We start from the raw sequence: 24,317 nt of genomic DNA on the forward strand, positions 1-24,317 counted from the left end.
ACGCTTTTGCCCTATATTTGCCACAAAAGCATAGATATATAATGACCAATTTTATTGAAGAGTTACGTTGGAGAGGCATGTTGCATGATGTGATGCCTGAAACTGAAGAAAAGTTAAATGCAGGTATGTGTTCTGGTTATATTGGTTTTGATCCGACAGCAGATTCTCTTCATGTTGGTCATTTAACCCAGATTATGACCTTAATTCATTTTCAGCGTGCTGGTCATAAACCTTATGCCTTAGTAGGTGGTGCAACTGGGATGGTGGGCGATCCGTCTGGCAAATCTGACGAGCGTAACCTGCAGACTGAAGAAATGGTGCAGCATAACCTTGCGGGCATGAAAGTTCAGCTGGCAAAGTTTTTAAATTTTACTGATGCTGGTAATGGTGCCATGATGGTTAACAACATGGACTGGTTTAAAAACTTTAGCTTTCTTGATTTTATCAGGGATGTTGGTAAACACATTACTGTAAATTACATGATGGCCAAAGACAGCGTTAAAAAGCGTTTGGAAGGAGATTCAGGAATGTCTTTTACAGAGTTTACTTACCAGCTGATTCAAGGCTACGATTTCTATTATTTATGGAAAAATCACAACTGTATCATTCAAATGGGTGGTTCAGATCAATGGGGGAATATTGTTACCGGAACAGAATTTATTCGTAGAAAGGATGGAGGCAGTGCTTACGGGTTAACTACGCAATTGATTAAAAAAGCAGATGGTACTAAATTCGGGAAAACTGAAAGTGGGGCTGTCTGGTTAAATCCTGAAAAAACTTCTCCTTATAAATTTTACCAGTTTTGGTTAAATGCAAGTGACGATGATACTAAAAAATGGATCAGGATCTTTACGCTTAAAAGTAAAGAAGAGTTAGAAGGATTGGAAGCTGCGCATAATGAAGCACCTCATTTACGCATCTTGCAAAAAGCCCTGGCTGAAGATATTACCATTCGCACGCATAGTGAAGAAGCTTTAGAGACAGCCATCAAAACTTCTGAATTCTTGTTTGGAAATGGTTCTCTGGAGTTTTTTAAAACTTTAAACGAAACACAGGTGCTGGAAATTTTTGAGGGCATCCCTCAATTTGAAATTTCTAAAGCAGCGCTTGAGGAAGGTATTGATGCTGCAACACTGCTGGCAGAGAAATCTACGGTATTACCATCAAAAGGAGAAGCTAAAAAGCTGATTCAGGCCGGGGGTATAGCGGTAAATAAAGAAAAACTGATTACTCCTGCAGATGTGATCAATACCTCTCATTTGTTAAATGACCAATTTATCATTGTTCAAAAAGGTAAAAAGAACTATTACCTGATTATTGCCGTGTAAACGCAGATGTTTATAAAAAAATGTGAATTATTAGAATGTTTCGGACAAAATGTATATATTTGAGTATAATTGTCTGATATGAAAAAGAAAGTTGAAGATATCGCCTTAGTAAATGAACCCATGGTAGCTTATGGTAGTGTAAATTATACCCCTATGGTAGCTATGATGGGCGCCCAGTACACTAACCCAACTGATTTTGATTTGTTGCACCTGGCACGAAAGGGGATTTCTAAAAAATCTTTAACCGCTTTATCTAAGCAAATTTCACTCACTATAGAAGAAGTAGCTAACGTGCTACATATATCCGAACGTACTTTACAGCGTTATACGCCATCCACTTTAGTAAAAACAGAATACGCAGACAGAGCCATAGAACTGGCTCGTCTCTATGAACGTGGAATAGAAGTTTTGGGAAGTACAAAGGCTTTTAATACCTGGATGCGCAATCCAAATCGTGCACTCAATAATGAAATACCTTTGTACCTGCTAGACACCTCAATAGGTTTTGATATGGTATTACAAATTTTAGGCAGGATAGAATATGGTGTTTTTAGCTAATGGTATTGTATCGCATTTCTAATTGCCAACATGCAAAAGACCTGAACGGAACTGGTGCTAAATTAGTTGGGGGGAGATGGAATTCTATAGGTACCCCTTTGCATTATATGGCCTCAAGCCGTGCCTTAGCGGCATTGGAAGTATTAGCCAATACAAATACCTTAACCGATGCGAAAAACCTATGCTTAACTCTTTTTGAGTTACCGGAAAATAGCATCAAAATAATTGATAAGCATGAATTGCCTGAGGATTGGAGGACTTATCCTGCTCCACCGGTTTTACAAAATATAGGAGATCGCTTTGTAAAGCAATCTGAATTTCTCCTTTTACAGGTTCCTTCGGCTATTATCGCGGATGAATTTAACTACTTAATGAACGTAAGCCATCCCCTTGCTGATCAAATTAGCATCATTGAAACCAAAAGTTTTAGTTTTGATAGCCGGTTGTTCTAGTTTTTTACTGCACCAATAGGTTACAGCCTCTAATATCTGCGTTATCGAAACGTCCAAGAACTTCAAAACTGCCATCAGCGTATGTTTTGCCCAGATCCTGGGTTGCTATAAAAGAGCAAGAGTTGATGTTAGCAAGGTCAATCACATTAATACCTCCGGTTTGGTTGCTGTGAAGCAAGGTTAAGGGATCATTTGGATCTCGAAGGATAATTTTCATCCAGGGCGGGCAATTGAAGATCCCTTTTCCAAATGAGTAGGCTTGAGAAAGGAGCTCTGTCATTCCATATTCGCTATGGATGGCATTTACACCAAATCCCTTTGTGAGCAGATCATGGAGTTCTTCGCGCACCATTTCCTTTCTTTTGCCCTTCATACCACCTGTTTCCATTACTGTTAATTCAGGGAAATCCAGTTTAAAGTGCTCAATAAAATCCAGCAGCGCATAGGTAACGCCTATTAGTAGTGTTTTTTGTCTGCATTTCTTTAAATCAAACAATGTAGTATATAGCTCTTGATAATTGTGTAAAAAATAGCCGCTTTTTGCATGGCTGCTTTGTTTGAGCAAGGCATCAACCATATAGATTAGCGATGAACCATCCCTTTCCAGATAGGATGGAAGTAAAGCCAGGAGGCACATGTCTGTTACCGGACCATAAAATAATTCAAAAGCCTTGTTGAAACTTTGCTCATACACAGAAACGTCAGTTACTAAATGCTGGCTTTGCACCATTCCTGTTGTACCCGAGCTGCTGAAAACTTGCTCTGGCCTGTGCTTATCACTAATTACCTCATGGGTTTTAAAAAAACTGATGGGTAAAAAAGGGATTTCGTCTATCCTGGATACAGTTGCCGGATTGATGTGGAGGTTACTGAGGTAGGCATGGTAAACCGCGCAATTTGCAGATTGATGTTGAAAAACTTTAATTGCAGCGGCTTCAAAATCTGTGTCGTTAGTGATGGCGAATATGTCTGGGAGTAATGAGTTCACCTCGCAAAAATACGGAAAACCCGCTGCTTAGTTATTCGTTTTTTTTAACAACACAGCCTTTCTGAAATGATATCCGCATACGCCGCTTATTGCGGCCACTAGTCCCCCAAGTATTCCGGTAAGTAAGAGTACCATCCACCAGGCTTTTAATGACAGCATTTCTGCAACCCTCCCGGCAAGGATGTTGTAATTGGGCAGACTTTTAAAAAGTGCCATAGCAATCCACAATATGCAAATGGCAAAAAAGGGTGACCAGAAAGCAATTTTTGCAGTTTTAGCAATTAGACCGCAGATGGCAAAAGATATGACCAATGAGATCCACCAGGGCAGTACCAATTGGAATAAAAAAGCTGCAAGAAGTATTACTATAAAGACCATGTGTTATTTTTTGGAGGTTTTTAAATGAGCGATTATTTTACCGGGAATATCACCTGCAGATTGCATAAAGTTGAGGTCGTAAAGTTTGCCCTCGGCCCAGGTATTGATCATGTTGTCATAAAATGGACTACCAGGATTTCCTGACTGCCCACCAGGATATACGCCATGACCTTTAGGATATTGTGAAGGACTGCCAAGTTCAACCACCATACGCCATGACGGGCCATTGCTTTCGGCAAGTGCATTAATGGTGCCTTTTGCACCGCCAATCATCAGGGTTTTTGAACCAAATCCAGGAATTTTTGCCAAATGTGGAACATTGGTATGTTTAACATTTGCCCATTCCCAATCCTTTCCAATTGGGCCGTATTTACGCTCCAGGCTATCGCAGGCATACTTAAATGAACTGTTTATCAGGTCTTCGAGGCTTTCTGTTTTTGGCGTTTTAATGTTATCAAACCATTTGGATGTCGGTTCTTTGATCATTAAGGTTAACGTTCTATCTGCAGAGGGGTAGCGCATCGGTACATCGTTAACGGTAAATTCATCGTCCCAAATGGCATAATACAGGCGCTTGGACCATAAGTCAAAAATGCTTGCGGCAATAGCATTAGCATCATAATATTTATTCCATTTCTGGATCAGGTTAAGAGCTTCTTTTTGCGTGGCATTTAGTGTACTGTTATTCATTTTTGGCACAATTACAGGCAAAATGTCTGCTGCGGAGATGCTGTAAGCATCGCTCTGCATAATTCTAATGCTATCTGCAGTAGCATTATGCATAATTTTAAGCCTGTCATTGATGCGTTTTCCACGGTTGTAATCGTTAAATTCCCAGTTAATGTAGTAAGGATAGGTTTGATCTGTGCAAGACTGGTTTGCAGAGCTCACAAAGTTCCTGTCCGGATTTTTAACGGTAGGGTTTTGCGCTGCAGGAATCCAGCCCTGCCAATCGTTCCCAGGATCGGAACCGTCAAGAATAAACTTGCCCTGGTTTTTCCATTTCAAAGGGAAACGGCCATTTGGCGTGATGGCAATGTCATTATCTGCGGATGCAAAAATAAAGTTTTGTGCAGGAGCACTGAAATAGATTAATGCCGTACGGTAGTCTGCATAATTTTTACCTCTGTTTAAAAGATAAAATGTCTTTAACTCATTGGATGAATCGTGGGCAATCCATCTCAGCGCATTGCCTATGGGCACATTCCTGGCCATGGAAAGTTTTTTAGGCTGCTGAAAATAAACAACTGGTCCGTGATGGGTATAGGTTACGGTATCTTTTTCTTCGGCCAGGCCTCTTATTTTAATGGTTTCTATACGCTGCTTGGTAGCTTTCCACTGATTGTTGTACCAATAAGCCTTGTGGCTGCTGTCTTTAAATTTGATCTGGTAAAAGTCCAGTACATCTGCGGCTACATTGGTTACACCCCATGCAATATGTTGATTAAAGCCTACTATAATACCAGGAGCACCCGGCAAAGACACACCATAGCTATTTAAGCCTGGCGCATGGAGTTGGATCTGATACCAAATAGAGGGTAAAGTGAGGTTTAGGTGTGGATCATTAGCAAGGATTGGATAACCAGAAGCAGTCTTCTTGCCAGATAAAGCCCAATTGTTACTACCAATACCGTCTTCTTTTTGCTTGGTACGTACCCGACTAGTCACGAGCTGATTGTAATGAAGTGGAGTTTTAGGTACTTTTAAAGCATCACCAAAATCCCATCGTGTACCGGCTGGGATAATAGGATCTTCTCTATCCGGGTAATCAGGAAAGAGATTATTAGTGACTTCGGGGCCAAATTTCTTTAGAATATTGGTCATATAGAATTCATCAGATCCCATGGCCAGCACTGCCGACATTTGCTTTAGCAGCAACGCACATTTTATTGGCGTCCAGTCTTCAGGTGTAAAATCCAGGATTTTATATTCAATAGGTAATGATGCCGCGTTTAAAGAATGGATATAATCATTGATCCCATTGGTATAGGCTAAAATCATTTCTCTTGATTTTGGATCTGCCATCATGCCTTTCAGCGAATTTTCGGCGCCATATAACATTCCCATTCTGCGTTGATATCTGTCAAGTTCAATTGCCTTGGGTCCTACAACTTCCGAAATCCTTCCGGCTGCATACCTGGTTTGGAAATCCATTTGCCAAAGACGGTGCATGGCAGTTACGTAACCCTGCGCATAATAAACATCGTAGTCATTCTTAGCAAAAATATGCGGAACCATTTGCTCATCAAAGGCAATATCAACTGATTCCCGGCTTCCTTTCAAATTATGTTTAATGGTACGACTTGTACTCATGCTTTCTGCATTTTGCCAAAATCCGGTATAGGGATTAAGAAATTCAAGCAGGGGAGGTACTTCTCCAAACTTGGTGTTAAAAATGTAAGCCAGTAAAATTGGGATCAGGACACAAAAAAATGCCTTTATTTTATTCCTCATACTTCGTCTATTTAGCTACGGCAATTTACATAAAAAGCATTCACTACCATCACTCGTAAAAAAAGAATTTGTTCCTGATTTTTTTTTGTCATAGGTTTGTCTTATTGATAACCAAACATAAATTAGCGTATGATCAAAAAATCTACTAAAGCATTTTACATTTTTATAATTTGTGTGCTTTCCGCCTCAGCAGTTAATGCTCAAAATATAGTTGTTAGTGGTACCGTGACTGACAAAGAAACCAGGCTTCCGGTTCCAGGAGTAAGTGTTACCATTAAGGGTACTACTTCTGGTACTTCTACCAATCAAAATGGAAATTATTCTTTCAACACCACTGCGCGGCCGCCTTTTACTATAGTAGTATCATACGTAGGGCATGCACCTATAGAGCGCCAGGTGAGCAGTGTTGCAGGCGGTGTAAATTTTGAACTGGAATCTGGTGGAATTCTAGGTCAGGAGGTTGTTATTTCTGCTTCCAGAACGCCAGAGCGGATCCTTGAATCGCCGGTTACCATAGAGCGCATTGGTGCTTCTGCAATTAAGGAATTGCCGGGTGTATCCTTTTATGATGCTATCCTTAATTTAAAGGGCGTAGAAATGAGTACGCAAAGTTTAACCTTTAAATCGGTGAATGCACGTGGTTTCAATTCAAATGGCAACAACCGCTTTAATCAGTTTGTTGATGGGATGGACAATCAGGCTCCGGGTTTAAACTTTTCTGTGGGTAATATTGTTGGGCTTTCTGAGTTGGATGTAGACAATGTAGAATTACTACCGGGTGCGGCATCTGCTTTATATGGTGCAGGGGGAATTAACGGAACACTCTTAATGACCTCTAAAAACCCGTTCAATTATCCAGGAGCAAGTTTTCAATACAAAACAGGTGTAAATCACGTAAATGATAACAATTCTGCTGTACAGGAATACAAGCAGTTTGATATGCGTTTGGCTAAATCATGGAACAATAAATTCGGGGTAAAGGCTACTTTTTCATTTTTACAGGCTAAGGATTGGCAGGGAAATGACATGACCAATTTTGACAGGGCAAATAATAGGGTAAAGTCAGGAGATAGGGCTTCTGATCCCAATTATGATGGGATCAATGTGTATGGTGACGAGGTAAGTCAGAATATGAGAAATATTACTCAAGGCAGTATTGAACCTGCTGTTAGAGCTGGAATTTTATCGGCTTCGGGGAATACGCTTGATCCAAGGGCATTTTTGAGCGCTGTTCCGGCTAATGCCAGTTATGCTACTTATCTTGGGGCAATTAACGCCATACCTAATGCAGCCTTACGTGCAGCTGTTACTAATCAATATTTGCCGTTTTTTTATGGGATCAGAAATCCTTCTGTGCTGCCAGATCAGTCAGTATCCAGAGATGGTTATAATGAATCTAGCTTGGTAGATAACGATACAAAATCCTTAAAAACCAATATTTCATTAAATTATAGAATCACTAAAAGTATAGAGGCAATTGCACAAGTAAACTGGGGAACAGGAACCTCTGTTTATACTGGTACAGAGCGTTACTCTTTGCGTAATTTCAGTATTGGTCAATATAAATTGGAACTTAAAGGAGATGATTTTTACGTAAGGGGATATACTACTCAGGAAAGATCAGGTGATTCTTACATTGCGGCCGTGTTGGGCTTATCTATCAATGAAGTATCTAGTCCTAGCACAACCTGGTTTCCTGCATATGTAGGCACGTTTATAGGGTCAAGACTAGCCGGGCAATCTGTTGAAGCATCTAACTCATTGGCCAGGGCAACGGCAAACAGTACAGGAAGAGGAAGATTTTTACCTGGCTCTGCAAACTTTGAACAGGCCAAATATCAGATCAGGAATACCAACATCAGTTCTACCGTAATCAATGAAGCTGATCCTTCTAAAAGTGTATATGGAGCAAGGTTTGATGATAAAACGAACCTGTATCATTACGAAGGGATGTACAATTTTACAAATGCTTTAAAGAACGCAGTTGAACTTCAGGTAGGTGCTTCTTCCAGGTTGTATCAGTTGCGGTCTGGTGGTACTATATTTGATGATTTAAACCGCGAAATAAACATTAAAGAATACGGTGCGTTTGCACAGCTGGGTAAAAAGCTGTTTAGCGACAAGCTAAAACTTACTTTAGCTGCCCGTTACGACAAAAATTCCAATTTTGAAGGTCGTGTAACACCAAGGTTTACAGGAGTATATACGGTTGCAAAAAATAACAACATCCGCTTGTCATACCAAACTGGTTATCGTAACCCGACCACACAAAATCAATACATAGACCTGTCTGTTTTGGGTGGACAGTCCAGACTAATTGGAGGTTTGCCTGAAAGCTTAACTAAGTATGATTTTTACAATAGGAAAGGTGTCTTGAGGAAAGATTATAACGCCTATCTTAATTCAGCTGCTGGTGGAATTCCAAATGCTGCGTTGTTGGTTCCTTATACTTTTGACCCTAAAGGCTTGCGGCCTGAGAGTGTACAATCGTACGAGCTGGGCTATAAAGGTTTAATTACCGATGGATTGCTGATTGATGTGTATGGTTATTATAACCAGTATAAAGACTTTATTACTTCAGTAGCGCTATATAGAGCAGAGCCAGGAAAGTCTTATACCAGTTTTGGCGTGCCTGTAAATGCTGCAGGTAAGGTAACATCTTATGGAAGTGCCCTGGGATTGGATTATCTGATTGGAAAATATACCTTAAGCGGAAACGTTTCTCAAAATGCGTTAGGTAAAATGCCTGCAGATTATGAAAATGACTTTAATACGCCTAAAGTAAGGTTCAATGTAGGTTTTGCTAACCGCGAGGTGGTTAAAAATGTAGGCTTTAATGTTCAATACCGTTGGCAAGATAGTTATTACTGGTTATCATCATTTGCAGCTGGTGAAGTTCCAGCCTTTTCTACCGTTGATGCGCAAGCCAACTTAAAAGTACCTTCTATAAACTCTATCTTTAAAATAGGAGGTTCAAACTTACTGAATAAGTATTACAAAACCTCTTTTGGTAATCCGGAAGTTGGAGCCTTGTATTACATGTCTATCACTTTTAATCCTTAAAGATTTTGAGCGTTAGCGCATATTGATCTTGGCTAAGATGGCCGCAGTTTGGTAAAGCTGCGGCCATTTTTATTTAGAAGTAAAGAATAAAATAAAACATAGCCTTTAGCGCTCAAATATTATGCTATATGTTTGGCTTTTAGTTTAAAAATCGACACCTTAGTTTTATCAATTAAGACATTTAGTATAAATCGCAGTATTGTATATTTTTATGGAAGAAGTAAACGAACAAGGTAAGGAAATAAAAAATAAGGAGAATATCCAGGAGATTGTTGAAGAAACAATACAGCACCTTAATAATCCGGTTACAGATCTGCAGCAAATCGTTAAAAAATACCTCACCTCTGTTATAAGTGTTGTAGCAGACGGGAATAAGTTCTATTTTTCTGATGGGGAAGCGAAAGTAGAAGTAAGGGTAGTTAGCGATGAAATTATTAGGATCAGGCTGGCACCACATGGCGTATTTCTGGGCGATTTCTCTTATGCTGTACCTGTAGTAGATCAAAAGGTGACTACATTTAGATTAGAAGAACGCGAAGACCATTATGCCATTTTAACCAATACGGTTACCTGTAAAATTAGAAAAAGCGATTTCCATATTTCATTTATTGAAAATACAAGTCAGTTGTTGATGAGCGAAGATGCTTCTCCAATGCATTGGGAAGAGAATGTTGACTTCGGGGGCTATTATGTGTATGCCACAAAAAAATGTCTTCCTGAAGAGAACTTTTTTGGCTTAGGTGATAAATCAGGAAATTTTAACCTTAGAGGTCGGCATTTTGAAAACTGGAATACAGATGCTTATTCTTTTGGCTGGGACCGCGACCCATTATACCGCACCATTCCCTTTTATTTAGGTGTCCATAGCGACCTGGCTTACGGTATTTTCTTTGACAATACCTTTAAGTCTTTTTTTGACTTTGGCAAGGAAGATCATGAAAAGACCAGTTTTTGGGCCGATGGGGGCGAACTTCAATATTACTACATTCACGGCCCTCATTTAATGGACGTCGTAAAACGTTATCAAACACTTACGGGCACTCATCATATGCCGCCAAAATGGGCAATAGGCTATCATCAATGTAGGTGGAGCTACTACCCGGAAAGTAAAGTTAAGGAAGTGGCAGAAGGTTTCAGGTCAAGGAACATTCCTTGTGATGCCATTTACCTGGATATTGACTACATGGATGGTTACCGCTGTTTTACCTGGAATAAAAAGCATTTTCCGGATCCGAAAAGGATGATAAAGGAATTGAACGACATTGGTATGAAGACCGTAGTGATGATTGATCCGGGTATTAAAGTAGATGATAACTATTGGGTTTTTAAAGAAGGTAAAGAGAACAATTTCTTTTGCAGAAGGAGTGATGATTATTTTATGGAAGGCCATGTATGGCCGGGCAGATGTCAGTTTCCGGATTTTACCAATCCTGCGGTTCGGGAATGGTGGGGTGGTTTGTACAAAGAACTAGTTGATATAGGTGTTGCTGGTGTATGGAACGACATGAATGAGCCTGCAGTTTTTGGCTCAGGAACCTTTCCAAATGATGTAAGGCACAATTTGGACGGCTACAGAGGTTCGCACCGTAAAGCACACAATGTTTACGGTATGCAAATGGTGCGCTCTACTTATGATGGCTTGAAGAAGCTGATGAAAAATAAGCGCCCATTTACCATAACACGCGCGGGTTACGCTGGTATGCAGCGTTATAGCAGTGTGTGGACAGGTGATAACGTGGCCACCTGGGAACACTTGAAAATAGGGAGTATTCAATGCCAGCGGATGTCCATTTCTGGCGTGCCATTTTGTGGTACTGATATTGGCGGATTTAGCGGTGAGCCAGATGGTGAATTGTTTACCAGATGGATACAGTTGGGTGTGTTTTCTCCCTTTATGCGGGCACACTCTGCCGGTGATACAGCAGAACGTGAACCATGGAGCTTTGGCGAGCCTTTTACCAGTATCAACCGTAAATTTATTGAGTTGAGGTATAAACTGATGCCTTATATCTACTCTGTATTCTGGGAACACCACCGGTACGGATTCCCTATCCTAAGACCCTTGGTGATGATGGAACAGGTAAATGCTGGAAACCATTTCCGTCAGGATGAATTTAGTTTTGGAGATAAAATATTGGTTTGTCCGATACTGGAACAGGGCGCAGTTTCCAGAATTGTGTACCTGCCCAAGGGAATGTGGTACAATTACTGGACACATGAATTATTAGGTGGTGGAAAGGAGCACGATATCAAAGCGCCTCTGGAAATTATCCCGCTATTTGTACGTGCGGGTTCGGTAGTTCCTGAATACCCCGTAATGCAGTATGTAGGCGAGAAACATATTGAAGAAGTACTCTTAAATGTTTACTATGCAGATTATGAGGTAAACTCTTATCTGTATGAAGATCATGGTGATACCTTTGCGTATGAGCAGGGCATATATTCTGAAAAGAAGTTTGTGGTAAAGGGCGATAGCCATACGCTCTCTATTGTACAGGATGTAGATGGATTGTACACTTCAAATTATGAATTGTACAATTACAATGTTATTGGTATGCCTTTTGAAGTTAAGAAGGTGATCGTTGACGATGTAGAGTTTAGCTTTACTATAGATGAACATCAGTGTTTGCGTTTTAAATCTAACAAGAATTTTTCAGACATTAAGATATTTGGTGTTTAACCCATAACATATGCCCAACAAAAACGTAGCTGTTTACAGTTTATTTACAGATTTCGATATTTCTTTGTTTGTCACTGGTAAGCATTTTCGTCTCTACGAAAAAATGGGTGCCCACATCATCACAGTAGATAATAGTTCAGGAACTTACTTTGCTGTTTGGGCCCCCAATGCACAGGAAGTTGGGGTGATCGGTGATTTTAATGAATGGGACAGGACTTCCCACATTTTGTATAAACGGCTGGATGCTTCTGGTATTTGGGAGGGTTTTATACCCTTAATAGGCAAGGGCACCATTTACAAATTCCACATTAAAGGTTTTGATGGCAATGTGTTTGAGAAAGGAGATCCTTTTGCAAATAAATGGGAGCATCCGCCACGTACAGCTTCTATAGTCTGGGAAATGGACTATTCCTGGAAAGACAAGAGCTGGCTAAACAAGCGGCCTAAGGTAAATGCTTTAGACCAGCCAATTTCTGTTTATGAGCTGCATCTGGGATCCTGGCAACGAGACCCATCCGATCCCGCACGCGTTTTAACCTATAAGGAAATAGGGACTAGTTTGGTGCCGTATGTTAAAGAAATGGGTTTTACGCACGTGGAGTTAATGCCGATTATGGAGTATCCATATTATCCTTCTTGGGGTTATCAAATTACTGGATATTATGCTGCAAGCTCTCGTCATGGTACGCCTCAGGAACTGATGAACCTGATTGAAGAATTGCATAAGCAAAATATAGCCGTGATTTTGGATTGGGTGCCATCGCATTTTCCGGGCGATTCTCATGGTTTATTTAATTTTGATGGCACTCATTTGTATGAGCATGCTGATATGCGTAAAGGCTTTCATCCAGACTGGAAATCGTATATCTTTAATTATGACAGACCTGAAGTTCGGTGTTTTTTAATCAGTAATGCATTGTACTGGCTGGATAAGTTTCATGCTGATGGTTTACGTGTAGATGCAGTAGCTTCTATGCTGTACTTTAACTTTTCAAGAAAGGGTGGGGAGGCAGCCACTAATGAGTATGGTGGGAGTGAAAATTTGGGTGCTATTACCTTTTTAAAAGATTTAAATGAGGCTGTCTATAACAATTATCCTGGTGTACAAACCATTGCAGAAGAAAGCAGCACTTTTCCGGGTGTAACACATCCTGTAATGGATGGTGGGCTTGGTTTTGGTATGAAATGGATGATGGGCTGGATGAACGATACTTTAAAGTATTTCAAAAACGATCCCATTAACCGTAAATTTCATCACCATCAGCTTACTTTTAGCATCACCTATGCCTTTAGTGAGAAATTTATGCTTCCATTTTCTCATGACGAAGTGGTTCATGGAAAATCATCGATGATTTATAAAATGCCAGGTGATGAATGGCAGAAATTTGCGAATCTTAGAACCTTATACACTTATATGTTTACGCAGCCCGGAACAAAGCTGTTGTTTATGGGGAATGAATTTGCGCAAAATGGAGAATGGAATTTTACCCGTTCTCTTGACTGGCATTTGCTTAAATATGCTTCTCATGCGGGTATGCAGAAGACGGTAAAAGCATTAAACCAGCTTTACAAAACAGAACCTGCACTTTATCAGAACAATTTTTCTTACGACGGTTTTGAATGGTTAGACGCGGACGACTGGCAGCATTCTATTTACGTTTATATTCGTAAGGCACAGAAAGCAAAGGATACGCTAATTGTGATTTTAAACCTTACGCCTGTTTACAGGGAGCAGTATAGAATTGGGTTGCCATTTAAAGGCAAATGGGCAGAGCTGTTTAATACGGATGCAACTGAGTTTTTTGGTAGTGGTAAAGTGAATGGCGAAGCAGCTGTACCGGAGCAGGTTTCTTGCAATGGCAGAGATTATTCCATAACTATTAACGTTCCGCCCCTGGCAGCTGTAGTTCTTAAGCAAATTAAGTAAATTTGCTGCATGAATGACAAGCAGTTTCCACTGACGCCTTCAGCACCGGGAACATTAGAGCCTTTAAGGATGGTTAATGTAACCCGGTACGTAACACCATTACGTGAAGGTGGTTCTATGCCCGCTATTGCGGAAGCAGATGATGATTTTTTATATGTATTGAAATTCCGCGGTGCGGGACAAGGGATTAAGGCACTTATTGCAGAAATTATTGGTGGTGAGTTGGCACGTGCACTGGGGTTTAAAGTCCCTGAAATTGTACTGGCTAATCTTGATGAGGCGTTTGGACGTACGGAGCCGGATGAGGAAATTCAGGATTTGTTAAAGGCGAGCGTTGGTCTAAATTTAGCCTTGCATTACCTCTCCACGGCAATTACGTTTGACTCAGCCGTGAATATTGTAGATGCTAAACTGGCCTCGCAAATTGTGTGGTTGGATTGTCTTTTGACCAATATGGATCGTACTGCCCGTAATACCAATATGCTGATTTGGCATAAAGAATTATGGCTTATCGATCATGGGGCTTCTCTATATTTTCATCATTCCTGGCAAAACTGGGAGGAGCAAGCCAAACGTCCTTTTGCATTAATAAAAGACCACGTTCTTTTGCCATTTGCTTCGGAACTGGAAGCGGTAGATCAGCAGTTCAAACAGATCTTATCTTCATCACTGATCCATTCCATTGTGGCTTTAATTCCAGATGAGTGGTTGATTGAAGAGTTGTTTGAATCGCCGGCAGCCCAAAGACAGGCTTACGCAAAATTTTTGGAGATCAGGATCCAACATTCGGAAGTATTTTTACATGAGGCACAGCATGCAAGACAAGCAATTATTTGAGTATGCCGTAATTCGCGTAATGCCAAGGGTAGAACGTGAAGAATTCATAAATGTGGGTGTAATAGTGTATTGTGCAAAACAACGTTTTTTAAAGGCGCTGTTTACCTTAAATGAACAACGGTTACAGGTTTTTTGTTGTGATCTGGATTTAGATGAAGTAGAAGCACATCTTTTGGCCTTTCAGCGGATAAGTGCAGGAGATAAAAATAGCGGACCAATTGCTTTACTGGACCCGGCTTCCCGGTTCAGGTGGCTTACAGCTATGCGTAGCACAGTGCTGCAAACCTCCAGGGTGCATCCGGGTTTTTGCACAGATGCAGAAGATAAACTGAATGAACTGTACCAGCAACTGGTACTCTAATAAAAAAACGGGATACCAAATGAATGGTATCCCGTTTTAGCTTTAAATATGGATGACTATTTAAGTGTGCCGTAATATTCAACAAATTTAGCTAATGCAGAAGAATAGCCCCATTCGTTATCATACCATGATACTACTTTTACAAAGTTATCATTCAATGAAATCCCTGCTTTGGCATCAAATATAGAAGCATGATCATCACCTATAAAGTCAGATGATACAACTTCTTCATCAGTATAAGCCAATACACCTTTCAATTCGCCTTCAGAAGCAGCTTTCATTGCAGCCTTAATTTCTTCGTAAGTAGCCGGTTTTTCTAAACGGGCAGTTAAGTCAACTACAGATACGTCAGCCACAGGAACCCTGAAAGACATACCGGTTAATTTTCCTTTTAATTCTGGAAGAACCATTCCTACCGCTTTAGCAGCACCAGTAGAAGAAGGGATGATGTTAGAGAAACCACCACGTCCACCTCTCCAGTCTTTAGCAGATGGGCCGTCAACTGTTTTCTGAGTTGCAGTTACCGCATGGATGGTACTCATTAAGCCTTCTACAATACCAAAGTTGTCATTTAATACTTTAGCAATTGGTGCTAAACAGTTGGTTGTACAAGATGCATTTGAAACAATAGTTTGATCTGCGGTTAATTTATGGTGGTTAACACCCATTACATAAGTAGGGATGTCTGCGTCTTTAGCAGGAGCAGAGAATACTACTCTTTTAGCACCAGCAGCAATGTGTTTTTCAGCGTCAGCACGGGTTAAAAATAAACCGGTAGATTCAATTACAGTTTCTACACCAGCTTCATCCCATTTCAAGTTTGCAGGATCACGTTCTGCAGTAATGCGGATGGATTTTCCGTTTACCACTAAATTTCCATCTATCACCTCAATTGTTCCATCAAAACGGCCATGCGTAGAATCATATTTTAACATATAAGCCATATAATCTGGCTCAATAAGGTCATTGATGGCTACGATGTCTAATCCTCTTTTTAATGCAGCTCTAAAAACCAGTCTGCCGATACGGCCAAAGCCGTTAATTCCAATTTTGCTCATTGTATTAGTTTGAATAGTAATTTAATAAATTATAAATAGGTTCTTTAATCACTGATGTAATTTCCAGGTTATATTTTGCTGCCATCAGGCGCAAACGATCCTGGAATTTTGCGGCAACCAAACCAACAAAATGAATTTGCTGATTGGGGTGTTGCTTCACTGTAGGTAATAAATAAATTTTAAAATAGCTGTCAAACGCTTCATCAATAATGTTGATGATAAAAGGGTTTGCCTTGTGCTCTATAAAGAAATCTAAAAAGTTGCTGAGAAATTGTTGTGCCAGCGGCTTTCTGTAAATCCGCTCAAAGATTTGTGGTCTTTCAAGATTATATTTCAAGTCAAATTCAGCTTTTAGCTCAGCAGGAAGTTCATCTTTTAAAAAAGCGATCACTAATTTTTTACCTAGGTAATTTGATGAGCCCTCATCGCCAAGTACAAAGCCAAGACCAAAGTTGTTTTTTTGCGGGGTCTTGCCATCAAACCATGCGCAATTTGCTCCACTACCCAATAGGCCAACAATACCACTATGGTTAAAGCATGCCGCTAATGCTGCGCCATACAAATCATCTTTAACAGCAACCTTACTGCGCTTAAAAAAAGTTTCTAACGTGCGGGCCAGTTCTTTTTTACGGTCTTCAGAAGACGCTCCTGCAGCAAATACATAAATCTTTTTGATTTGCTCTGCATGGTTAACCAGCGTAGCTTTTTTGTTAAGTTGACTAAGGATTGTTTTTGCCTCGTTTAAACAAGGGTTAATGCCAGGCATAGTACATTCTGCAATGACTTTCCCTTCATCGGCAATTTTCCAGAATGCGGTTTTAGAACCGCTGTAAACTACAGCTATCATATAGATAAAACCTTTGCCATTTCTAACAAATCGGCCTCCAGCTTAAAAGTATGTTTAGTTAAAGCCTCATCTATAGAGGTTGTTTTAATTTCGTTTCCACGTAAACCCACCATTTGTTCTGTATTGCCTTTTAATAATTCATTAATAGCAGCAAAACCTAAGCGACTCCCTAAAATACGGTCAAAGCTACTTGGGCTACCTCCTCTTTGTAAGTGGCCTAATATAGTAACTTTGGTGTCATAGTGGTTAAATCTTTCTTTAACTTTCTTGGCAATATCATACGCGCCACCAGCTTTATGGCCTTCGGATACAATTACAATACTAGAAGATTTTTTAGTTGCGGCACCAATTTCAAGTTGTTCAATCAATTCATCAAGGCTGGTTGGTTTCTCTGGCAACAATACCGCCTCGGCACCACTAGAGATTGCTGCTCTTAAAGCAATACATCCAGAATCCCTGCCCATCACCTCAACAAAAAATAACCTGTCATGAGAATCTGCTGTATCCCGGATCTTATCGATAGCTTCAATCACCGTATTGATGGCTGTATCATAACCTAAGGTAAAGTCAGAGCCATATAGGTCATTGTCTATGGTTCCGGGTACGCCAATTACATTTACGTCATAACGCTGCGAAAATCTTTGCGCTCCGGTAAAAGTACCATCGCCACCAATAACCACTAAACCATCAATGTCATTCGCTTTTAAGTTATCATAGGCAATTTTCATTCCCTCTTCTGTTTTAAAATCTAAACAGCGTGCTGTTTTTAAAACCGTGCCACCAAGATGAATGATGTTACTTACAGAGCGTGCGCCCATCGGAATGATGTTGTTGTTAATCAGTCCCTGGTAACCCTGCATCACACCGAACATGTTGATGCCATTATATATGCCGGTACGTACGGCAGCTCTAATGCATGCATTCATTCCAGGTGCATCACCACCTGATGTTAATACCGCTATATTTTTAATATTTGGCTTCATTTATAACACGAATATAGTGTGTATTTCTTACACTAAGTAATTTAATTTGTATTATTTTTGCAACAACATACAAAGTGCCAGCCAAACGCTTTAATTGTTTTTTACTGTAATGCTTTAATTATATCTTTATATTTACACCGTTTTTAAGGATATTACCTATGACGTTTTTACACATAATAAACAGGGAAAGCATTAATTTAATGTTGAAATTTTAAAAGATATATTTTGAAAGAAGTTTTACCGCAGTTTAATTCTACCTTTTCTATTGATTGTGTTGTATTCGGTTTTGACGGAGGAGAATTAAAGATCCTTTTGATTGAAAGAAATGAGGAACCTTTTAAAGACTGGTGGGCTTTGCCTGGAAATCTGGTAGGGGAGAATGAAAGCCTTGACCAATCTGCTTCCAGAATTTTGCATGAGCTTACCGGGTTAGGTGATATTTATATGGAACAATATTATACTTTTGGCGATGTTGACCGACATCCGCAGGGTAGGGTAGTGAGTATTGCTTATTATGCCTTAATACGATTGGGAGGCGACAAAGAATTAAAGCCGCGTTCAAGTTATGCTAAACAGGCACATTGGATTAATATTGAAGAATTGCCTAAACTTGGGTTTGACCACCAGCATATCTTTGATAAAGGACTGGAAAAAATAAAAAGGCGGATTAAGCATCAGCCCATTGCTTTTGAATTGTTGCCAGAGAAGTTTACCTTAACACAACTTCAAAATGTTTATGAGTTGATTATCGGGAAAAAGCTTGATAAAAGAAACTTCAGAAAAAAGATGCTCAGTTTTGGGGTACTTAAAGATCTGGATGAGAAGCAGAAGGGCGTTTCCTTTAGAGCGGCTACCTTATACAGGTTTGATAAGAGGAAATACGCCAAATTATTTGGTAAAGAGATTACCTTTTAAGGGTTTAAAGGTTAAGGCCGAACTTTCAACCTTAACCTTTATTACTTTTATACTTTTGATGTTCTGATGTGGTAATCAACCAGGTCATCTATTGGGGAGCGGATAATTTTTCCTACACCCATTTCATAACGGTCTGCTACGAGGCTCAGTATATCCCTAAAGTTGTAACCAACAGAGCCAATACAGTTCAGTTTGTAAGTTTTGTAGTTTGGATAGTGGATTACCAGGTTTTCAAAAAATGCGGTGAAAGCATATTCTACCGTAGAAAATACATAGTCTTCGAAATCGTCTTTGGCTTCGTAAAGAAATTTACTAAAGCTGGCACAAAAACGGTTAGGTAAAGGTTTGTTGTAGATGTTGTCATAAATGTCATCATTTGTTAAACCGAAAGTATCAAAAAAACGTTCGCTTAAACCTTTAGGCATGTAACCTTTCATGTAATCGCCCAGGATGCGTTTGCCGATATAACAACCGCTACCTTCATCACCCAGAAAGTATCCCAAGGAGTCTATGTTTAAAGTAATGTCTTCACCATCGTATAAGCAGGTGTTGGTACCGGTACCTAAAATAGCTGCAAATCCTGCCTCGTCACCAAGTAAAGCCCTGCAAGATGCAAGTAAGTCATGGCCAATGTCAACTTTTGCATTAGGGAAAATCTCCTGCATGGCATCTGCAACAATTTTTTTATTCTCGTCTGTAGAACAACCAGCGCCATAATAATAAACAGCTTTAAGTTTGTCTGTCTCTAAATGATCAGGAAGCGTAAGCTTTAAAGAGTCAATGATGTATGCTGTAGATGAAAAATACGGATTGTATCCTTCTGTGTTAAAATGAATCTTTCTTCCAGCTTCATTAATTAAACACCAATTGGTTTTAGTTGAACCACCGTCTGCAATTACTATCATCTTAATTTGATTTTTTTTGAATACATTTAAAAATTGTTGATAATTGCGAATGACCGTATACATTCATTGGTTGCTCTCTTTTCATATCTATTATTTAGTTTTGGTTTTGCTCTTTTTTATGTTATATAAGCTTGTCTTAATCACTATTTACAGCGCTTTTTAGCTGTAAAATGACTTATTGTTAAAATAACACTAAGGCTAAAGTACGCTAGTTATTTTAAAATCCAAATTTTAAAATAACATTTCCATTTACCGATGGTTTAGAATTTTAAAAAAATGATTTCTGAAGGTCTGAATTAAATGATTGTTTATCAGCGTTTAATGTTCTTTTGGTTTGTGTTTTTTGTAAATGAAATCAAGATTTTCCAATGCACTTATTTTATTGTAATATTTTTAAGCCATAACAGTTAAAGGCCGTTTTATACTGTTTTTATGTGCCTAAATTATAAAGCCTTTATTATCTTTAAAAACAAATGTAAATGTGATGAACAAAATACTAGTTGCAAACAGGGGGGAGATTGCACTTCGCATTATGCGCTCTGCTAAGGAGATGGGCATAAAAACAGTGGCTGTTTTTTCAGAGGCAGACCGCTCAGCTCTGCATGTCCGTTATGCAGATGAAGCCATCTGCATTGGTCCCGCTCCTTCAAATCAGTCATACTTACTGGGGCACAACATCATTACCGCTTGTAAAACTACAGGGGCCGATGCCATACATCCGGGTTATGGTTTTTTATCAGAAAATGCTGAGTTTGCGCGTATGGTAAAAGCTGCGGGTTTAATTTTAATTGGCCCCTCGGCAGAGGCTATGGAAGTTATGGGCAATAAGTTATCCGCCAAAGCTGCGGCTCTCAGTTATCAAATCCCTATGGTGCCCGGAACCGATCAGGCCATTACAGACGTGGCCGAAGCAAAGCAAAGGGCTGCGGAAGTAGGTTTTCCGATCCTCATCAAAGCTGCGGCAGGTGGTGGTGGAAAGGGAATGAGGGTGGTGAATGCACTAGAAGAGTTCGAAGAACAAATGAAATTGGCCATTAGTGAAGCTATATCTTCTTTTGGCGATGGTGCTGTTTTTATAGAAAGGTACGTATCTTCTCCAAGGCATATAGAAATTCAGGTATTAGGAGACCATCATGGCAACATTGTTCATTTATTTGAGCGGGAATGTTCGGTGCAGCGCCGGCATCAAAAGGTAATTGAAGAAGCACCATCTAGTGTTTTAACTCCTGAAATAAGGGCCGAAATGGGGCGCTGTGCAGTTGATGTAGCCCGTTCGGTAAAATATACAGGAGCGGGTACAGTAGAGTTTATACTTGACGAGCAACTGAATTTCTTTTTTTTGGAGATGAATACGCGTTTGCAGGTAGAGCATCCCGTTACAGAAATGATTACCGGGCTGGACCTGGTTAAGGAGCAGATCAGGATTGCTAAGGGGGAGGCCTTAGGCTATCGACAAGAAGAACTTGCTATAAAAGGACATGCTATTGAGTTAAGGGTGTATGCAGAAGATCCGGAGAACAATTTCCTTCCTGATATTGGAACTTTGAAGACTTACAAAACGCCGAAGGGAAATGGCGTGAGGGTGGATGATGGCTTTGAGCAGGGTATGGAAATCCCGATTTATTACGATCCGATGATTGCAAAGCTGATTACTTATGGAAAAGACAGGCAGGAAGCCATTTCCAGGATGCTAAGGGCTATTGATGAATATGACATTTCGGGCATACAAACCACGCTCAACTTTGGTAGGTTTGTGCTGCAGCATGAGGCCTTTGCATCAGGTAATTTTGATACGCATTTTGTGGGCAAATATTTTAAACCCGGCAGCTTGCTAAACAATAATGAAGACGAAGCCTTTATTGCGGCGGTAGCGGCTGCAATGTTTACTAAAAATAAAAAAGCAGTTGCTTCTGCCAATGTAGCTGCTGCAACAAGCAATTGGACAAGAAATAGAAAGACTTTTAATTAGCCTATGTTTACAGGAATTGTAGAAACCCTTGGTAAAGTTACCTCGGTAGTAAAAGAGCAGGATAATATCCATTATACCATTAGTTCTGCCATTAGTCATGAATTGAAAATAGACCAAAGCGTAGCGCACAACGGCGTTTGTTTAACGGTAGTGAAGTTAGATGAGAATAGCCATACGGTAACGGCTATCCAGGAGACGCTCCAAAAAACAAACCTTCAAGATTTAAAGGAAGGAAATGTGGTTAATCTGGAAAGATGTATGCAAATGAACGGACGGTTAGATGGGCATATTGTACAAGGACATGTAGATCAAACTGCGGTATGTGTGAAAAAAGCGACACTGGAAGGAAGTTGGGAATACCGCTTTAGTTACGATAAGGGTTTAGGAAATGTAACGGTTGAAAAGGGATCTGTATGTGTAAATGGTATCAGTTTAACCGTGGTAAACTCGCAGGACAATGAATTTTCCGTGTTTATTATACCGTATACTTTTGAAAACACTAATCTTCAGGAAGTTGAGGAGGGAGACCTGGTTAACCTGGAATTTGACATCATAGGGAAATACGTAGCCCGGTTGTTGAATAAAACGGCATAATTATAGCTGTTTATCGTGGGTATCAAAACAAATATATATTTTTGTTAAACTAATATAAAACATATGAAACGAATTCTATTATCTGCATTATTTATCTGTTTCGGAGCTGTAGCCTACAGCCAGGTTATTCCAAGCTTTCAGTTTGGTATTAAAGGAGGAACAAACTTATCTAAATTAAGTACAGACAGCCCTTTGGCTAGTGATAACCGCAGTGGTTATTATGCAGGTTTTTACGCACGTTTTGGTGCTGCTGGTATTTTTGTGCAACCAGAGATGTACCTGAGTGGTAAAAACACCAATTTAAAATCTGCTTCAGGCCAGGAAAACAAGGTTAAGTTTACAAGTTTAGACGTTCCTGTATTGTTGGGTACTAAATTTGGTGCAGCGGGGATCGGATTTCGTTTAAATACTGGTCCGGTAGTGTCTTTTATTCTGGATAATGAGCAATCTTTAGGTGATGCCGCAGGAAGCACCTTTAGAGGGGACTTTAAAGATCAGGCGATTGCATGGCAATTTGGTGCTGGATTTGATATCAGTAGATTAGGGTTTGATTTAAGGTATGAACAAGGCCTATCCAAGATCGGTAAGAGTGGATATGATGATACTAGATTAAGCTTGTTTACCTTTGGTGTAGCTTATAAGATATTTTAAATTTATCAACATTTTGTGGAAAAGGGTAGTCTATAGCAGATTACCCTTTTTTTGGCGCTAAAATTGTGTGTTTTTGGTTGACTAACCTAATATGTACAATTATGAAAATCAAGGAATTATTGCTAACCAGGCAAAACTTTGCTGAGCTTTTGAAACAGTTTTCTATGGATGCTGAAGACATCCGTATTACAGATGAGGATGTAATTTTATCTGATAGTTATGCCCAGCATAAGAATATCGTTAAAGAGAGCATTTGTATTGAAGGGAAAAATAAAGATGGGATTGTTAATTTTTTTGGAACCTTACATTACAATTTGATGGACCAGCTTGCTGTATTTGAGATGCAGGGATTTGAGCGGGTCGCCAGACTTGTATAAAAAATGCCTAAACTTCTTTTAGTTCGTAATTGAAAGCTCCCTTTATGGGTCTAATGGGTGTATTGCGCGCTTCACTTAGCACTTTTACAAAGCAAGCCCCAAAATAGAAGATAAAGGAAGAATAGAAAACGAATAACATAATAAGCACTATGGAGCCCGAAGCGCCGTAGATGTTGCCAATATTACTCAGTGGCAGCATAATCCTAAGGATATATTTACCAAAGGCAAATAGAATTCCTGTTAAGATGCCACCACGGATTGCTACTTTCCAGGTTGGTCTTCCGTTGGTTAAAAACCGAAATAGTACGGTGAACCAAACGGTTACAATTGCTACAAATAATATTTGATTTAAAGTCGTTAACACTACTTTTCCAAATGTAGGTGCCGCAGTACTTAAATAGGCAGCTATAAAGGTCTGTATACTGTCTGTAAGCAGCCCAACAAAAAATAGAATACCCGCCAGTAAGATAATGACCATGGAGCGACCCCGTAGTTTTAGCTTAAAGGAAAGGGAGGAATGTGCCTTAGCCCCTATAGACCAAATTTGGTCCATAGAATTTTTGATTACACTAAATAAGGTTGTTGCTACAAAAAGGAAAAAAACAAAACTGATGATGGTGGCATACCAGTTCTGATCTACTGCACGTATGTTTCTTAAAGTTTGTCTGATTTGACTGGTGCTGCTATCGTCAAGCATTGTTCCCAATCTTTCAAACAAATTGTTGACTAGGGCCTTTCTGTCGGTAAAAAAACCAAAAAGACGAATCAATATAATTAAGATTGGAGGTAGGGCAAAATTTGCAAAAAAAGCCGTTGCCCCGGCAAGTCTGAGAGGATCATTCTTTTGAAACAACTTAAAGGCAGATCTAAAGTGAACTGCGAACCGTTTTATTTCATGTACTGATCTCCTTAATGTTAACATTTATGGCTTGTGTGCCACGAAAGTAAGTAAAAAACCGGGAATTCTTCCCGGCTTTTCTAATATGATGAAC

At 39.7% G+C, this 24,317-nt stretch carries 21 protein-coding genes; 13 read left to right on the top strand and 8 right to left on the bottom strand.

All coding sequences use genetic code 11. The features are described from left to right. Positions 1-41: 41 nt before the first annotated feature. From tyrS to LPB86_RS09390, 3 genes are all read left to right on the top strand, one after another. Positions 42-1,328: a tyrosine--tRNA ligase gene (gene tyrS, locus LPB86_RS09380; protein ID WP_230642746.1), complete on the top strand. Its 1,287-nt coding sequence runs from the start codon at positions 42-44 to the stop codon at positions 1,326-1,328. Between the two features lie 78 nt (positions 1,329-1,406). Then, on the top strand, positions 1,407-1,886 hold the full coding sequence (locus LPB86_RS09385) for an antitoxin Xre/MbcA/ParS toxin-binding domain-containing protein (RefSeq protein WP_230642748.1): 480 nt from the start codon (positions 1,407-1,409) through the stop codon (positions 1,884-1,886). Continuing rightward, positions 1,886-2,338, top strand: a complete 453-nt coding sequence (locus tag LPB86_RS09390; protein ID WP_230642751.1) for an RES family NAD+ phosphorylase — start codon at positions 1,886-1,888, stop codon at positions 2,336-2,338. Before LPB86_RS09385 ends, LPB86_RS09390 begins: the two co-directional genes overlap by 1 nt. Positions 2,339-2,342: 4 nt before the next feature. On the opposite strand, the gene LPB86_RS09395 is transcribed toward LPB86_RS09390, so the two are convergent. Genes LPB86_RS09395 through LPB86_RS09405 form a run of 3 tightly spaced genes read right to left on the bottom strand, consistent with a single transcriptional unit; the run spans position 2,343 to position 6,158 of the window. Further along, a complete protein-coding gene (locus tag LPB86_RS09395; RefSeq protein ID WP_230642753.1) occupies positions 2,343-3,326 on the bottom strand; it encodes an acyl transferase in 984 nt (327 codons plus the stop codon). A gap of 27 nt (positions 3,327-3,353) precedes the next feature. Beyond that, complete coding sequence (locus LPB86_RS09400) at positions 3,354-3,704, bottom strand: hypothetical protein (RefSeq protein ID WP_230642756.1); 351 nt, start codon at positions 3,702-3,704, stop codon at positions 3,354-3,356. 3 nt (positions 3,705-3,707) lie between these two features. After that, positions 3,708-6,158 (bottom strand): penicillin acylase family protein, encoded by a 2,451-nt coding sequence (locus LPB86_RS09405; protein WP_230642759.1) that lies wholly within the window; start codon positions 6,156-6,158, stop codon positions 3,708-3,710. A gap of 129 nt (positions 6,159-6,287) precedes the next feature. Between LPB86_RS09405 and LPB86_RS09410 the strand changes: the two genes are divergently transcribed. The 5 genes from LPB86_RS09410 to LPB86_RS09430 all read left to right on the top strand — a co-directional run bounded on the left by LPB86_RS09410 (position 6,288) and on the right by LPB86_RS09430 (position 15,026). Beyond that, positions 6,288-9,221, top strand: coding sequence for a TonB-dependent receptor (locus tag LPB86_RS09410; RefSeq protein WP_230642762.1), 2,934 nt, complete (start codon positions 6,288-6,290; stop codon positions 9,219-9,221). A 211-nt stretch (positions 9,222-9,432) separates the two neighbouring features. Beyond that, positions 9,433-11,901 carry a glycoside hydrolase family 31 protein gene (locus tag LPB86_RS09415; RefSeq protein ID WP_230642765.1) on the top strand — a complete coding sequence of 823 codons (2,469 nt, stop codon included), beginning with the start codon at positions 9,433-9,435 and terminating at the stop codon, positions 11,899-11,901. A 10-nt stretch (positions 11,902-11,911) separates the two neighbouring features. Then, entirely contained in the window at positions 11,912-13,828 is a 1,917-nt protein-coding gene (glgB, locus tag LPB86_RS09420) for a 1,4-alpha-glucan branching protein GlgB (protein ID WP_230642768.1), read from the top strand. A gap of 9 nt (positions 13,829-13,837) precedes the next feature. Next, a complete protein-coding gene (locus tag LPB86_RS09425; RefSeq protein ID WP_230642771.1) occupies positions 13,838-14,665 on the top strand; it encodes a HipA family kinase in 828 nt (275 codons plus the stop codon). Continuing rightward, a complete protein-coding gene (locus LPB86_RS09430) occupies positions 14,643-15,026 on the top strand; it encodes a DUF3037 domain-containing protein (protein ID WP_230642774.1) in 384 nt (127 codons plus the stop codon). Before LPB86_RS09425 ends, LPB86_RS09430 begins: the two co-directional genes overlap by 23 nt. A gap of 56 nt (positions 15,027-15,082) precedes the next feature. Here LPB86_RS09430 and gap read toward each other — a convergent pair whose 3' ends face one another. Genes gap through pfkA form a run of 3 tightly spaced genes read right to left on the bottom strand, consistent with a single transcriptional unit; the run spans position 15,083 to position 17,914 of the window. Then, entirely contained in the window at positions 15,083-16,084 is a 1,002-nt protein-coding gene (gap, locus tag LPB86_RS09435) for a type I glyceraldehyde-3-phosphate dehydrogenase (protein WP_230642777.1), read from the bottom strand. A gap of 4 nt (positions 16,085-16,088) precedes the next feature. Further along, positions 16,089-16,931, bottom strand: a complete 843-nt coding sequence (locus LPB86_RS09440) for a hypothetical protein (RefSeq protein ID WP_230642781.1) — start codon at positions 16,929-16,931, stop codon at positions 16,089-16,091. Beyond that, positions 16,928-17,914, bottom strand: a complete 987-nt coding sequence (pfkA, locus tag LPB86_RS09445; protein ID WP_230642784.1) for a 6-phosphofructokinase — start codon at positions 17,912-17,914, stop codon at positions 16,928-16,930. The genes LPB86_RS09440 and pfkA overlap by 4 nt, the downstream gene beginning before the upstream one ends. Positions 17,915-18,139: 225 nt before the next feature. On the opposite strand from pfkA, the gene LPB86_RS09450 reads away from it, so the two are divergent. Beyond that, entirely contained in the window at positions 18,140-18,829 is a 690-nt protein-coding gene (locus LPB86_RS09450) for an NUDIX domain-containing protein (RefSeq protein WP_230642787.1), read from the top strand. Between the two features lie 47 nt (positions 18,830-18,876). On the opposite strand, the gene LPB86_RS09455 is transcribed toward LPB86_RS09450, so the two are convergent. After that, positions 18,877-19,734 carry an N-acetylglucosamine kinase gene (locus LPB86_RS09455; protein ID WP_230642791.1) on the bottom strand — a complete coding sequence of 286 codons (858 nt, stop codon included), beginning with the start codon at positions 19,732-19,734 and terminating at the stop codon, positions 18,877-18,879. Positions 19,735-20,218: 484 nt separating this feature from the next. Here LPB86_RS09455 and accC point away from each other — a divergent pair, with 484 nt between their 5' ends. The 4 genes from accC to LPB86_RS09475 all read left to right on the top strand — a co-directional run bounded on the left by accC (position 20,219) and on the right by LPB86_RS09475 (position 23,325). Further along, positions 20,219-21,703, top strand: coding sequence for an acetyl-CoA carboxylase biotin carboxylase subunit (gene accC, locus LPB86_RS09460; RefSeq protein WP_230642795.1), 1,485 nt, complete (start codon positions 20,219-20,221; stop codon positions 21,701-21,703). A 3-nt stretch (positions 21,704-21,706) separates the two neighbouring features. Beyond that, complete coding sequence (locus LPB86_RS09465) at positions 21,707-22,297, top strand: riboflavin synthase (RefSeq protein ID WP_230642798.1); 591 nt, start codon at positions 21,707-21,709, stop codon at positions 22,295-22,297. A 63-nt stretch (positions 22,298-22,360) separates the two neighbouring features. Then, positions 22,361-22,948 carry a porin family protein gene (locus tag LPB86_RS09470; protein ID WP_230642801.1) on the top strand — a complete coding sequence of 196 codons (588 nt, stop codon included), beginning with the start codon at positions 22,361-22,363 and terminating at the stop codon, positions 22,946-22,948. A 101-nt stretch (positions 22,949-23,049) separates the two neighbouring features. Beyond that, positions 23,050-23,325: a hypothetical protein gene (locus tag LPB86_RS09475; protein ID WP_230642804.1), complete on the top strand. Its 276-nt coding sequence runs from the start codon at positions 23,050-23,052 to the stop codon at positions 23,323-23,325. 7 nt (positions 23,326-23,332) lie between these two features. Here the strand turns inward: LPB86_RS09475 and LPB86_RS09480 are convergent, their stop codons facing one another. Then, the gene (locus LPB86_RS09480; RefSeq protein WP_230642807.1) at positions 23,333-24,247 is read right to left on the bottom strand and encodes a YihY/virulence factor BrkB family protein; all 915 of its coding nucleotides are present in this window, start codon (positions 24,245-24,247) and stop codon (positions 23,333-23,335) included. Positions 24,248-24,317: the final 70 nt, after the last annotated feature.

This window comes from Pedobacter sp. MC2016-14, from assembly GCF_020991475.1.
Classification (GTDB): Bacteria; Bacteroidota; Bacteroidia; order Sphingobacteriales; family Sphingobacteriaceae; genus Pedobacter.